Source organism: Clostridium sp. KNHs216, assembly GCF_006714885.1.
Classification (GTDB): domain Bacteria; phylum Bacillota; class Clostridia; order Oscillospirales; family Acutalibacteraceae; genus Caproiciproducens.
In genome coordinates this window covers 263,220-275,828 of the sequence record NZ_VFMF01000001.1, presented here as the reverse complement: position 1 = coordinate 275,828, position 12,609 = coordinate 263,220, and the positions used below count along the sequence as shown (strand labels likewise).

The following is a 12,609-nucleotide window of genomic DNA, read 5'->3' as shown; positions in this document are numbered from 1 at the left end:
TTTTCAGATAACGAGAAATTTTCCTTTCTTTACCAGCCAAATTCATTATGCTTCTTTTTTAATTTTATTCATCTGATCAATCACTTTTCTGGAATAGGGCGTAGAATAAACCCCCTGTTTCCAAAGCTTCTGCGCACCGGCTTCTCCGTTGTTGTAGACCATCAGGGCCTGATTCATGTTGCTGTACTTATTGACGATCCACGAAAGCATATGGACACCGGCTTTAATATTCTGCTTGCTGTCCAGCAGATCCGTAACCTGCAGGTCCCGTTCCAAAGATTCCTTGTGACAGATATTAATCTGCATCAAGCCGTAATCGTTGGTCTTGCTGATGCTTTTTGAGTTGTAATGGCTCTCAACACCGATCAGGGCGATTACCAGATCCTCCGGGACGTTTTTGGTTTTGCATTCGCTGAAAATAGTGTCCTGTATATCTGTGGCCAGTGGAATGTCATAATATTGCGGTGACTGAATCTGTTCCGTTACTTCCTGCGACTTTGATTCCTGCGATTCCGTCGTTTTCTCTGCCTGCGACTCGGGCTTTTCTGCTATAGAACTCTGTTCCTGCCGGCTGGCTTCGTCAGATGCTACCTTGCTGGAAGCCTGAGAGGAATTTTGTGAAAGCTGGCTTTGTGAGGACGAACTTTGGGTGACGACAGGAGTTTCTGCCGGAAGTGTCTGGTTATGAAAGGATCGCCCGATACAGAAGATCGCAGCTATCATGCACAGCGCATAAATAGTTTCTATCCTGCAATGTATTTTTCCTGGAGTTTTCATTCTTTCTCCCCCATTATTTTTAAGAACCTTTCCTTTGAAATCGTTAGCCAATACAGCAATTGGGAGCTTCCTTTGATTTAGAATCTCCTATTTTGCAATTTTTGACCTTTCTTTCAGAAAATATTCAGAAAACGGTTGAGACGCAAAAATCGGTCGCATTCTCCGCCCGTCGCGGCCGGAGAATGAAAACTTCTGAAACTCCATTTTATAAAGCAATTTCGATGGTTTAAACTCCTATTTTCTTAAGCCACATCATAGAATTTAACGAAAAGGAGGGATACCATGCAAAATTTACTTGCCTGGGAAACCATCGGTTTTATTTTCGTGATAATTTTTGGCACTATTCTGCATTTCCTTTACAATTGGACGGGAAACAACCGGGTGATAGGAATGTTCAGCCCGATCAACGAAAGCGTATGGGAACATTTAAAAATGCTCTTTTTCCCCATGCTTCTATTCAGCATCGTGGAATATTTCGCCGTCGGAAAAGAGTATGGAAATTTTATTACGGCAAAATCGCTCGGAATCCTGCTCGGGCTGCTTTTTATCATCGTCTTCTTTTACACATACGCCGGAATGATCGGAAAAAATTATCTTTGGCTGGACATCCTCACCTTTATTTCAGGGGTGCTGATTGCTTTCCGTTACAGCGGAGGAGAGATTTCCGAATCCTCCAAGTCCGGTACCGAAACGGGCTGGGAAGGACTGCTGTTCCTTGCGGTGCTTGCCCTCAGCTTCTTTGTTTTTACCTTCCGTCCTCCGCACATCGGGCTGTTTTCCGCCCCGGCTTCAAAAAAAGCAAGTAAATAATGGGTACGCGGCTTATTCAGCAATCATAAAAAAGAAGCTCCCCGCTTTGCCTTAAGAAGGAGTCTCCTCATAGACACTCCGAAGAAGCTTGATTTCCGTGGCGTAACCGTCAAGATCGTTCGGCGTCTCCAGATAAAACGGCAAATGCCGTAAGGCAGGATGGTTGATCACACGGGTGATCGCCTCAAGCCCGATCTTTCCTTCCCCGATTCGGGCGTGACGGTCTTTATGGCTGCCCATAGAATTGAGGCTGTCGTTCAGATGAACGGCCCTCAGCCGGTCAAGACCGATAACTTCGTCAAAATGGTTCAGAACGTCGTCAAGACCGTTTACAATGTCATATCCGGCGTCAAACACATGGCAGGTGTCTAGGCAAACACCCATTTGTTCCTTCCGCTCGACCCCGTCCAGAATCAGCCGTAGCTCCTCAAAAGTACGGCCTACCTCCGTGCCTTTTCCGGCCATTGTCTCCAGCAGAACCGCGGTGTGCTGCTCCGGCTTCAAAATCGCATTGAGCATTACGGTAATCAGTTCTATCCCCTTTTCCGTTCCCTGCCCCACATGGCCGCCGGGATGAAAATTATAAAGATTCCCCGGCAAAAACTCCATCCGTTTAAGGTCGTCCTCCATTGTTTCCATGGCGAAGCTTCTGGTTCTCTCATCAGCCGAACAGGCGTTCAGTGTATAGGGAGCATGCGCAAGGATGGGTGCGAACCGGTTTTCTTTCATCAGCTCCAGCAATGCCCGGACATCCTCCGGATTGATTTCCTTCGCTTTACTCCCTCTGGGATTCCGTGTAAAGAACTGGAACGTATTCGCCTGTATGGTAAGGGCATCCTTTCCCATGGCCAGAAATCCTTTGGACACGGAAAGATGGCAGCCTATTTTCAGCATTTTTATTACTCCTTTCAGGACTTTTCTTTGTCTTCCCTTTTCCCGCTGCTTTACGGAGAAAACGAAAAATCGAAAGAAACGTCCATGGAAAATATAGCATAAAGCCTTACTTTCCGCAATACATTAGTACCATGAATCAATGAGCGGTTTTCAAAAAAGAATTTTGAGGTGAACCATCATGAGAACACTGCGATTGGGGATGTCCGGGACGGATGTCATGGAAATTCAGGCAATGCTGCAAAAGATCGGCTACAATCCCGGTCCCATTGATGGAACCTTCGGCCAGCAGATGCGCCGGGCAGTCCTGCAATTTCAGCGCGCGTTCGGTCTTACTCAGGACGGCATCATCGGCCCGGCTACCTATAGGATCATGGAACGATACCTGCTGGGATATGATCTGTACCGGATAAGGCCAAGTGATACCTTCTACAGCATCGCCCGCCGGTACCATACGTCCCTTCCCCTGCTGCTCGGAGCAAACCCCGGTCTTAACGCCGGAAACCTCACGGTCGGCCAGCAAATCGTTGTTCCTTACGGCATGGACGTAGTGGACACCAATATTGACTATACTTATCAGATTTTAGAGCGGGACATTCAGGGGCTGAAAGCACGGTACCCCTTTTTAGAGGTTGGCATTGCAGGGCTCAGCGTCCTTGGAAAAAACCTGTATTATCTAAGGCTTGGCTCGGGTCCGAATCAGGTTTTCTATAATGCAGCCCATCACGCTCTGGAGTGGATCACTTCCCCCCTGCTGATGAAGTTTACGGAAAATTTCCTATATACCTATACCCTGAACCAGACGCTGGGCGACGGATATAACCCCAGAGCAATTTGGAACCAGAGCAGTATTTACATCATTCCCATGGTAAATCCCGACGGAGTGGACCTGGTACTGAACGGCCTGCAGCCTGACAACCCGTATTATCAGGACCTGATTGCCTGGAATAACGGCAGCACCGATTTCTCTACGGTATGGCAGGCAAACAACCACGGTGTGGATCTAAACCATAATTATAACGCCGCGTGGCAGGAATCAAAGGATGCGGAAGCAGAATACGGCATTACCGGTCCCGGCCCGACAAGATATTCGGGGCCGTTTCCCGTGTCGGAACCGGAAACACAGACCGTCGTCAATTTTACGCAGACCCACGATTTCCGGCTGGTGATCGCCTACCACACGCAGGGAAGGGTCATCTACTGGAATTTCATGGATATGGCTCCCCCGGAAGGCAGAACCATTGGAGAGGAATTCGCGGCAATCAGCGGCTACCGGTTGGACCAGACTGCCGGAATTGCTTCTTACGCAGGCTACAAGGACTGGTTTATTCAGGATTACCGCAGGCCCGGCTATACGATTGAAGTCGGTCTGGGCAGAAATCCGATTTCTATTTCGCAGTTTAACACCATTTATCAGGAAAACATCAACGTGCTGCTTCATGCCGCCACTGTATAAAACAATTTCTTATACAAAGCCCGCATAGATAAATCTATGCGGGCTTTCAAAAAATTGGAGCGCCATACCGAACGGCATGACGCTCCAACAATGGAAATTTTTACTTCATGTTCTGCTCGTAGCTTTTAATCATATTTTTGACCATCTGGCCACCGACGGAACCGGCTTCTCTAGAAGTCAAATCACCGTTATAACCTTGCTTTAAGTTGACGCCGACTTCAGAAGCGGCTTCCATCTTAAACTTGTTCAGAGCTTCTCTTGCTTCAGGAACTACATTCTGTTTACTTGCCATAATCAAAACACTCCTTCAATAATTTTCAATTCGTTTTTGAATTTTGATTTGTTTTGCGTTTGCTTTCCTATTTTGTGTACATGGGGTGTTTTTATGAATGTTAATTTTTGCAAGTTAAAGCTCATAACCATTTGCGGAATCGATACCGGACAGCAGAAGCACGGCGCACACCGCTAAAATACGCGTAGGACTGAGCTTTGGCGGGAATCTGACCGTAAAATCGCGGGGCTCCACCATTTTTCCGTCAAGCGTCATCACACTGCGCTGAAGGCTCAGCGCAGCACTCGTTTCATCGATACCGGCAATACTGAGCGTATCTTTGGAACTTGTGCCGCAGGTAATCGCCGCGGCTCCGGTTCCGTTGAGCAATTCCGCCGCGCTTGCATTTTTCATTTCCAGAATGGACAAGAATCCCTCCGGAATCAAAATTTTTTCTGAAGAATGAAAACTGTTTTTAAACAGGATGATGCCGCTTTCCAGCTCGATTTGCGGCAGTTTTTCACAGTCGTAAAGAAAAAATTCGACCTTGTCGCTTCCAAGACGCACAAGTTGCCGCGTATTGAAATACTGTACTCCGCCGTATTTTTCCAGCGCCGGAAGCAAAGCACATGAAACTGATGTGTCGGTAGATTTGCCACAAAAAATAATGTTTGTCATTTTACACTCACTCCCGTAAATCAGTACAAACATTATTTGCGTTTGCTCGTAAAGTATGTAGCTAAGAAAAGAATTCATTCATGATTTATTTAAAAATTCATTTAAATAATTCCGAAGTCTTTCCGCCATTTCCGTATTCAGCTGCACATTCAGCGGACAGGTCTCCAAACCGGATTCCTGTCCTGCGGCGTGAACCCAAATGGAGAAATATTCCTGATTAAAGTTTACGTCCATTGCGGTCTTGTTATAAGCGCTGATCAGTCTGCCGCACTTTCTTATATCCGTTATTTTCGCCATTTTTGTCCTCCTTGTTTTTTAATAACGATTTCCTTGACGAAGCATGACATGTGATTTACATAAAATCATTAGAACTATTGTAGCATTCGTGTATTCACAAAACAAGCATATTTCGTGAAATGATTTTTCCTATTTCCCACTTAATTCGTTCAGGGTCCCAAAGGTATATCCGGCGGTTTCCCATTTGGAGAGCAATTCGTCCAATATCTCGGAATTTGTCTTGGAGGTACTGTGCAGCAGCACGATTGCCCCGGGGTGGATACGGGGAATCAGCTTGTCAAAGGCCTGTTCCTTCGTCGGCTGCTTATCCTGGTACCAGTCCACATAAGCGAGGCTCCAGAGAATCGTTTTATATCCGAGCTCGCTGGCCTGCTTCAGGTTATTTACACTGTATTTTCCCTGTGGGGGACGATAATATTTCTGCATATCCTGCCCGGTGATTTCCTTAAATTTCGTTTCCACCGCTGAAATCTCCTTTTGAAACGATGTCATGTCTGAAATTTTTGACATATCGGGATGCGTATTGGTGTGGTTTCCGACAATATGGCCTTCCGCAAGCATCCGTTTCACGAGATCAGGGCTTGTATTCAGATAATTCCCCACTACAAAAAAAGTCGCTTTTACATTATGTTTTTTCAGCGCATCCAAAATCGCCGGCGTATACCCATTTTCATACCCGGCATCAAACGTCAGGTAAATCACTTTTTTATCTGCCGCCCCCACATAATAGGCGTTATACTGCTTTAAAAAATCCGCAGAGGCATTTCCTGTAGGCTGCTTGCCGTTTTCCCCAAAGCCGAGCCCCCAGTTGGTATTGGCAGCGGCCGTCTGTACGGCGATTTCCTGCTGCCGATGGGTAAGCGTAAGTATGCCTGCCAGCAGAAAAATAAAGACTGCCATGACAATTTCAATTTGCTTTTTTCTAACGGTTATATACACGGTATTTGTCACCTGCCTTACAGTAAAATATATTATGCCATCGCAGATAATATCAGAAAAATTTTCAGAAAATAAAAAATCCCTCCCAACCGCAATACAGGGTTGAGCGGGAATGGAAAAGAAAGCCGGGATGATACCGTAACAGGAACAGAAACAGGACAAAACCCGGTAATAATAAAAGCGCCTTTTATAAAGATGTGGATATCGGTCCGTTAATTTAACACTGAACAAGATTTATTTCTCTTATAAATTGACAAATTTTCTTTTTCAGAACCGTATTCAGCTAAAATATTATCTATATTTCGTTAAAACTTCCCCAAAATATATGTTGACATTCATTGAAAAGTGTAATATTCTTTAATCGTAAATAAGAATGATAATCGGGAGTTATGCGTTATGAAAATAATCGAACCGGAATAGTATCGTCAGATGGCGGATCTGTCCCCCAAAAAAGTAATATTCCTCCATATTGACAACCGGTGCTTGCAATTGAATTTATGGAGGGCCTTTCATGACCACTCCTTACTGGATTGGTCATTTTTATTATAAATCATCCTATCAAGATTCGAGGTGAAAAGAAATTGGACATTATTAAAACCCTGTTCACATCTGTGCGTTCGCCATAAGAAAGGAGATTCATTATGAAAACGAATGCCCGTTCCGTGGTCATCTGGAAAAAAACCTATGACACCGTTACAAAGGATGAAGGAAAACGTCATGAAGTGAAAACGATTCAATGGTGTCTGCCGAACATTAATTCAAAGACCCTTCTGAAGGCTCTGAATGTCTTTCTGCTCATTCTTTTACTGATTGCCATTCTTACGGACAAAATGAAAGAAGTTGCCCCAATAATGACGTTCATCTTGGAGCAACTTCGCTGAAAAAAAGCACATAAGCCAATACACATTATCCTGCAATGTGTATAAACTCTAGTTTTTAAATTAACATAAAATTCATATTCTGTCAATGTTTATTTCACAAAAATAATTATATTCCGGCACAAAAGGGTACCGCATGAATTCGCGGTGCCCTTTTTCTATCGATTTCCCTCCTTTGAAAGGCAAAGCGGAATGGAATTTTATCCGTTTTCTTTCACCTGCATTCCAGTATGGTCTATGGTGTAGTTGTCTTTATAGATCAGCTGGGATACGGGAACGATCTGGTAACCCTGACTCTGCAGCGCCTCTATGATTTTGGGAAGGGCCGCCGGTGTGTTTTTTGCGCCGTTATGGAACAAAACAATGGAACCGGGTTTTACTGTGGTGGTCACCCGGGTAACGATAGCGTTCGGCGGCGGATTTTTCCAATCCAGACTGTCCACGTCCCACTGAACACAGTACATATTAAGAGATTTTACGGTTTCAATCACAGGATTGTTATAATCGCCGTAAGGCGCACGGAAAAGCAGCGGACTGGCACCGGTGACATTTTTGATTTTATTGTTGCATTCCGCCACCTGTGCTGTCATTTCCGTCTGCCCGAGCTTCGGCATATGGGGATGCGTGTTGGAATGGTTGCAGACCTCATGTCCGGCGGCCGTAAGTGCCTTGACAGATTCGGGATATTTATCCACCCAGGCGCCCACCACAAAAAAAGTCGTTTTAACGTTGTATTTATTCAGAATATCGATCAACGTCTGTGTCTCTTCATTTCCCCACGCCGCGTCGAATGAGATCGCAATTTTCTTTTCATCCGTTTTTACGCAGTAAATTGGAATCAGACGCTTACTGGAAGATGCCCTGATTGCCGCTACGCCCTGAAATGCAAGGAACACAGCCAATATGCCGCAAATCAGGCAGCATAAAACCGTCAGTATTCTTTTTCTGGTCAGAATCAAAAATCTCATGACAATGCCCCCTTGGCACAATTATATGCACACGTAGGGTTTTCCTATTTTCTTTTTCACTCAGTTTTCTTAAATTTCTGCTTATTCCTTCAACCGGCTCCCTGCGTTAAAGTCCTTTTGAATACACGGTATCTTTCATTTGTTTTTTATTCTCATACATCAGCTTATCCGCACGGTTCAGCGTTTCAAATAAATTTTTGTCATTTGGCTTGTATTCCGCGTAGCCATAGGCGATTTCGATCCGGCTGGGATTTTTTTGGTTGTATTCGTTCAACAGCCTTCTAAAATCATGGACACATGCTTTGGTACTGCTGACAAGATAGTTTTCAATAATCACTGCAAATTCATCCCCACCGATACGGTAGCAGCTTCCATACCCTTCAAAGCTCTGCTGGATCACGTCCGAAGCCGCCAGAATCAGTTCATCCCCGCATTTGTGTCCAAAGTTATCGTTGACCATCTTTAAATTATTTACATCAAACGCCACAATCGCCACATGGGAACGGTCACGCTGAAGGTTTAAAGCTTCCATTTTGATTTCAAAGGCTGTCCGGTTCTTTTTCTGTGTCAGCACGTCAAGATAGGCAAGACGTTTCAGAACGCGGGCTTCCATGCCAAGCTCAATCATCGAAAAATATTGGGAAACCGTATCAATAGAAGGAAGAACGACAAAGAAGAAAAGCCCCGAGCGGCAAAACAGCGCCCCGTCCTGATAAACACCCGTATAATACCGGACCATATCGACCATAAAAAGAATAAACATCAAACCAAGCCCGGTCAAAAAAGGAATTACTTTACGGTCTTTATACTTCAATAAATTTTCAAGCGCGGTATAAACAGAAAGAACGAGAGCCAACGCCATAATAATATGGGTCAAAAAGACTGTTTCAGGAAAATCCAACAAATTGAATACCTGCAAAAACGTGCAGATCAAAAAATTCGCCACGGCGGCGGCACAAAGCAGATCGAACAGCTCTGCGTGGTGTTTCGCATAAACCGTTTTGATGAACAGTAAATATGGAATGGGACAGAGCATGAGCGAAAAATACATGATATAGCCAAGCGCCAGAACATTTCCGGTTACAAGCTGCAGAACCGACGTTTCCGTCAATGCGGAAACAGAGATGCTGATGGCAAACAGGCTCTGATACAGAAGAGCAAGATTGTTTTTCATCCTTGTCCGGGCAATAAAATACAGCATCAACAGCAGAACTCCAAAAATCAGGACCAGAGAACTGATCATCGTGCTGAGGAAAAATTTCTGCATCAAATAGATAATATTCGCGCTTCTCGTCCCGATGGTAATTGCATTGAATGTAGATGCATATTTCGTATAAGGAGAACAGATTTCAATGGTAACCGTCTTTCCCTCCGAGCCTTCCGGCAGAGGAACGATATGCCACGCCGTACATGCCGGGGATTTTCCAAACAGGAGATGCGTTTGATATCCAAACTCATCAATTAATTTGTCTCCTACAAAGACACGCATCCTCGCATGATAGGTCGGAAAAGAAAGCGTCATTTCACTGCCGAGATCAGAAGGAAGCCTGTTGGAAATAGAATCGGCCCTGTTTTTTTCAGCTCCCGGTACGGAGTGCGCCGGCAAATCGATCTTCAGACTGTTCCCGCTGCTGCCTGTAAACAGCCACCCCGTGTTAAAATCGGTTACTTCTCCCCCATCCAGCCTGATTTGTTCCACCTGAAAAGTGATGTAAATAAAGGCGATGATCACCGCAGACAAACTCACAAGAAAAAACTGAACGTACAGCATTTTAGGTCTGTTCAAACGGTTCACCGCCTTTTTCTAAATTTTGCATACAGAAAATTATAGCATATCCGATCTTAATCAGCAATCATTTATTGAATCAGACATTTTGTGGCTATTATTTTTAAATATTGTATTCATCACCAAATTTTGTATTTCATAAGTAAATAAAGGGTGCTATACTTAGGAAAGGTTATCAAAAATAAACCGGAGGAATGAAAATGCCGAAATTGTATTTCAAATATGGCGCAATGGGCAGCAGCAAAACGGCACAGGCGCTGATGGTGAAATTTAACTATGAAGAAAAAGGTTACCGGGTAGGTTTATTAAAACCCTCTGTGGACAACAGGGATGGCCTTACCATTGTAAAGTCCAGGATCGGTCTGAAAGATACCGGTATTTTAATTGATAAGAGCGTGAACCTGTATCAATGGTTCCAGCAAAACCATTACGATGTCCTGATCATAGACGAAGCGCAGTTCTTATCCGCCCCTCAAATCGATCAGCTGAAGGATATCGCGATCGAGTTTGTCCCCGTTCTCTGTTTCGGATTAAAGACCGATTTTCAGACGCATATGTTTGAAGGCAGCAAGCGTCTGTTTGAAATTGCGGACTCTCTGACGGAAATCAAATCCGTTTGTACCTGTGGACGCAAGGCGGAAGTAAACGCAAGGATTTGCAACGGAAAAATCATACGGGAAGGGGAACAGGTCTTTATCGGGGGCAATGAAAGTTATATCGGCCTATGCTATGAGTGCTGGAAAAACGACAGGATAGACAATCCCCGAAAACAGAAATAGAATGAGGAAAGCCCGCGGCCAGTAAATGGACTGGCCACGGGCTTTTATTTTATGAAAATCAATTTGCAAGTGCGTCCGTTTCTTCGGCATGGCCGGAATAAGTCGGTACCAGCTCATGAACGACATTCATCATTTCCACGTTATTGGAACCGGCGACATCTCTCAGCTTTTCAATCTGATTGAGAAACGTATCCTCATTGAACGGGATCGGCGTACCAATATAGATCAATTCATGGGAAGTCTTCTGACATCCGCCTTCGCTGTCCAGAAGAAGCTCTTCATAAAGCTTCTCACCGGGACGCAGCCCCGTGTATTCGATTTTAATATCAACATCCGGCTGCAGACCCGAAAGGCGAATCAGGTTTTTTGCCAGATCCACAATTTTCACCGGCTGACCCATATCCAGCACAAAGATTTCACCGCCGCGCGCCATGCCTCCGGCCTGAATCACCAGACGCGCCGCTTCGGGGATCGTCATAAAATACCGGATGATATCCGGATGGGTAACGGTGACCGGGCCTCCGGCCGCAATCTGCTTCTTAAAAAGAGGAATGACGCTGCCGTTGCTGCCCAAAACGTTGCCAAAACGGACGGCGACATAATCGGTCTTGCTGTGACGGCTGCTGTACTGAATGATCAATTCACAGATACGTTTCGTCGCACCCATGATATTCGTCGGGTTGACCGCCTTGTCGGTCGAAATCAGCACCATGCGCTTCACGCCGTATTTGTCGCAGGCCTGCGCCACATTCAGCGTACCGAACACATTGTTTTTCACCGCTTCTCCGGGGCTCAGCTCCATCAAAGGCACATGCTTATGGGCGGCGGCGTGAAAAACGACGTCCGGTTTGCAGACAGAAAAAATATGCTCGATTCTTCCCTTGTCGCGGACTGAACCGATCAGAACTTCCAGATTCAAATGCTTGAAGCGCATCAGAAGCTCATTCTGCAAATCGTAGGCGTTATTTTCGTATATATCAAAAATAATCAATTTTTTCGGATTAAAATAAGCGATCTGGCGGCACAGCTCGCTGCCGATGGAACCTCCCCCGCCGGTTACCAGTACGGTTTTATTTTTGAGATAACCGCTGATTTCCGCGATATTCAGCTTGATTTCATCTCTTCCCAGAAGGTCGATAATATCGACGTTCCTGACTTTCAGGGGATCGGCGCTGTCCTCGATGATTTCATACAGCGCGGGAATCGTCTTCAGCTGACAGCCTGTTTTCGCACAGATGCTCAGGATATCCTGCTTGTCCTTTTTACTGGCCGATGCAATAGCCAGCACAATCTGGTCAATATTATAGCGAACGGCCATTTTCGGAATGCTTTCACGGCCGCCGACTACCTTGACCCCATGAATTCTGGTTCCCCGTTTGCTTTTGCTGTCGTCAATGGCGATCACAGGGATACCCTTGCTTTCAGGGGCAGCCTTCATATCCTTGATGACCATGGAGCCCATTTCCCCCGCGCCGATAATCATCACGCGGTGAAACTCCTCGCCGTCTTCCCTGTTGATCTGACTCCTGCGCTTCATTCTGCGGATCAGCCGGAAGCTGAACCGGGAAGCGCCCACCAAAAAAATAGTCAATACCCAGCCGATGACATAGACACCCCATGGGAAACGCCTGACTCGAAAAAGGCCCCATGAAATTTGCTGCGCAAAGGTAAAACCCAGAATGGTTACAAGTAACGCCGCAAAGGTGGCTCCGTAAAAAATCAGCAATAATTCATCAAGGCTGGCAAACTGCCACATTGTCTTATAAAACCGAAAAACCGTAAAGGATGCAATATAAATAATCGAAATCCACGGAATCCAGGTACAGAAGGATTCCCAGTCATAAGTGGGGAGATAAATCTTCCCGTCATAACGTAAAACAAAAGCAATCCAGTAGCTGAAAAATACACAGAGAACATCTATTATGATTTGAGCGAATGTTCTTCCAAAAGTAGCCCTTTGATTCTTCATATCATAAATTACCCCTACTAAAACAAATTTAACTGCATTAGTATAGCACAAACCATACACGAATGAAAGACACAATTTGTAAAGAAACACAGCGGTATTGGAAGAATATG

At 45.1% G+C, this 12,609-nt stretch carries 13 protein-coding genes; 4 read left to right on the top strand and 9 right to left on the bottom strand.

Annotated features, from left to right (window positions below; all coding sequences use genetic code 11):
• Positions 1-45 precede the first annotated feature (45 nt).
• Positions 46-777, bottom strand: coding sequence for a transglycosylase SLT domain-containing protein (locus tag LY85_RS01370; protein ID WP_141825182.1), 732 nt, complete (start codon positions 775-777; stop codon positions 46-48).
• 282 nt (positions 778-1,059) lie between these two features.
• On the opposite strand from LY85_RS01370, the gene LY85_RS01365 reads away from it, so the two are divergent.
• Entirely contained in the window at positions 1,060-1,587 is a 528-nt protein-coding gene (locus tag LY85_RS01365; protein WP_141825181.1) for a DUF6512 family protein, read from the top strand.
• 51 nt (positions 1,588-1,638) lie between these two features.
• Here LY85_RS01365 and LY85_RS01360 read toward each other — a convergent pair whose 3' ends face one another.
• On the bottom strand, positions 1,639-2,481 hold the full coding sequence (locus LY85_RS01360) for a deoxyribonuclease IV (RefSeq protein ID WP_141825180.1): 843 nt from the start codon (positions 2,479-2,481) through the stop codon (positions 1,639-1,641).
• 178 nt (positions 2,482-2,659) lie between these two features.
• On the opposite strand from LY85_RS01360, the gene LY85_RS01355 reads away from it, so the two are divergent.
• Entirely contained in the window at positions 2,660-3,934 is a 1,275-nt protein-coding gene (locus LY85_RS01355; protein WP_141825179.1) for a M14 family metallopeptidase, read from the top strand.
• 100 nt (positions 3,935-4,034) lie between these two features.
• Here the strand turns inward: LY85_RS01355 and LY85_RS01350 are convergent, their stop codons facing one another.
• From LY85_RS01350 to pdaA, 4 genes are all read right to left on the bottom strand, one after another.
• Positions 4,035-4,226 (bottom strand): alpha/beta-type small acid-soluble spore protein, encoded by a 192-nt coding sequence (locus tag LY85_RS01350; protein ID WP_038324061.1) that lies wholly within the window; start codon positions 4,224-4,226, stop codon positions 4,035-4,037.
• A gap of 114 nt (positions 4,227-4,340) precedes the next feature.
• A complete protein-coding gene (locus LY85_RS01345) occupies positions 4,341-4,883 on the bottom strand; it encodes a hypothetical protein (RefSeq protein WP_141825178.1) in 543 nt (180 codons plus the stop codon).
• A 78-nt stretch (positions 4,884-4,961) separates the two neighbouring features.
• The gene (locus LY85_RS01340; RefSeq protein ID WP_038324058.1) at positions 4,962-5,180 is read right to left on the bottom strand and encodes a hypothetical protein; all 219 of its coding nucleotides are present in this window, start codon (positions 5,178-5,180) and stop codon (positions 4,962-4,964) included.
• A 129-nt stretch (positions 5,181-5,309) separates the two neighbouring features.
• On the bottom strand, positions 5,310-6,119 hold the full coding sequence (gene pdaA / locus LY85_RS01335) for a delta-lactam-biosynthetic de-N-acetylase (protein ID WP_347562399.1): 810 nt from the start codon (positions 6,117-6,119) through the stop codon (positions 5,310-5,312).
• A 641-nt stretch (positions 6,120-6,760) separates the two neighbouring features.
• Here pdaA and LY85_RS01330 point away from each other — a divergent pair.
• On the top strand, positions 6,761-7,000 hold the full coding sequence (locus tag LY85_RS01330) for a hypothetical protein (protein WP_038324057.1): 240 nt from the start codon (positions 6,761-6,763) through the stop codon (positions 6,998-7,000).
• A 197-nt stretch (positions 7,001-7,197) separates the two neighbouring features.
• On the opposite strand, the gene LY85_RS01325 is transcribed toward LY85_RS01330, so the two are convergent.
• Together LY85_RS01325 and LY85_RS01320 are read right to left on the bottom strand one after the other, a co-directional pair.
• Positions 7,198-7,965 (bottom strand): polysaccharide deacetylase family protein, encoded by a 768-nt coding sequence (locus tag LY85_RS01325; protein ID WP_141825177.1) that lies wholly within the window; start codon positions 7,963-7,965, stop codon positions 7,198-7,200.
• Positions 7,966-8,071: 106 nt separating this feature from the next.
• A complete protein-coding gene (locus LY85_RS01320; RefSeq protein ID WP_141825176.1) occupies positions 8,072-9,751 on the bottom strand; it encodes a GGDEF domain-containing protein in 1,680 nt (559 codons plus the stop codon).
• 200 nt (positions 9,752-9,951) lie between these two features.
• On the opposite strand from LY85_RS01320, the gene LY85_RS01315 reads away from it, so the two are divergent.
• Positions 9,952-10,530: a thymidine kinase gene (locus LY85_RS01315; RefSeq protein WP_141825175.1), complete on the top strand. Its 579-nt coding sequence runs from the start codon at positions 9,952-9,954 to the stop codon at positions 10,528-10,530.
• 58 nt (positions 10,531-10,588) lie between these two features.
• On the opposite strand, the gene LY85_RS01310 is transcribed toward LY85_RS01315, so the two are convergent.
• The gene (locus tag LY85_RS01310; protein ID WP_141825174.1) at positions 10,589-12,499 is read right to left on the bottom strand and encodes a nucleoside-diphosphate sugar epimerase/dehydratase; all 1,911 of its coding nucleotides are present in this window, start codon (positions 12,497-12,499) and stop codon (positions 10,589-10,591) included.
• Positions 12,500-12,609 lie beyond the last annotated feature (110 nt).

Coding starts and splice junctions, on each gene's coding strand:
- LY85_RS01370 (WP_141825182.1), bottom strand. CDS start 777: ATGAAAACTCCAGGAAAAATACATTGCAGGATAGAAACTATTTATGCG.
- LY85_RS01365 (WP_141825181.1), top strand. CDS start 1,060: ATGCAAAATTTACTTGCCTGGGAAACCATCGGTTTTATTTTCGTGATA.
- LY85_RS01360 (WP_141825180.1), bottom strand. CDS start 2,481: ATGCTGAAAATAGGCTGCCATCTTTCCGTGTCCAAAGGATTTCTGGCC.
- LY85_RS01355 (WP_141825179.1), top strand. CDS start 2,660: ATGAGAACACTGCGATTGGGGATGTCCGGGACGGATGTCATGGAAATT.
- LY85_RS01350 (WP_038324061.1), bottom strand. CDS start 4,226: ATGGCAAGTAAACAGAATGTAGTTCCTGAAGCAAGAGAAGCTCTGAAC.
- LY85_RS01345 (WP_141825178.1), bottom strand. CDS start 4,883: ATGACAAACATTATTTTTTGTGGCAAATCTACCGACACATCAGTTTCA.
- LY85_RS01340 (WP_038324058.1), bottom strand. CDS start 5,180: ATGGCGAAAATAACGGATATAAGAAAGTGCGGCAGACTGATCAGCGCT.
- LY85_RS01330 (WP_038324057.1), top strand. CDS start 6,761: ATGAAAACGAATGCCCGTTCCGTGGTCATCTGGAAAAAAACCTATGAC.
- LY85_RS01325 (WP_141825177.1), bottom strand. CDS start 7,965: ATGAGATTTTTGATTCTGACCAGAAAAAGAATACTGACGGTTTTATGC.
- LY85_RS01315 (WP_141825175.1), top strand. CDS start 9,952: ATGCCGAAATTGTATTTCAAATATGGCGCAATGGGCAGCAGCAAAACG.
- LY85_RS01310 (WP_141825174.1), bottom strand. CDS start 12,499: ATGAAGAATCAAAGGGCTACTTTTGGAAGAACATTCGCTCAAATCATA.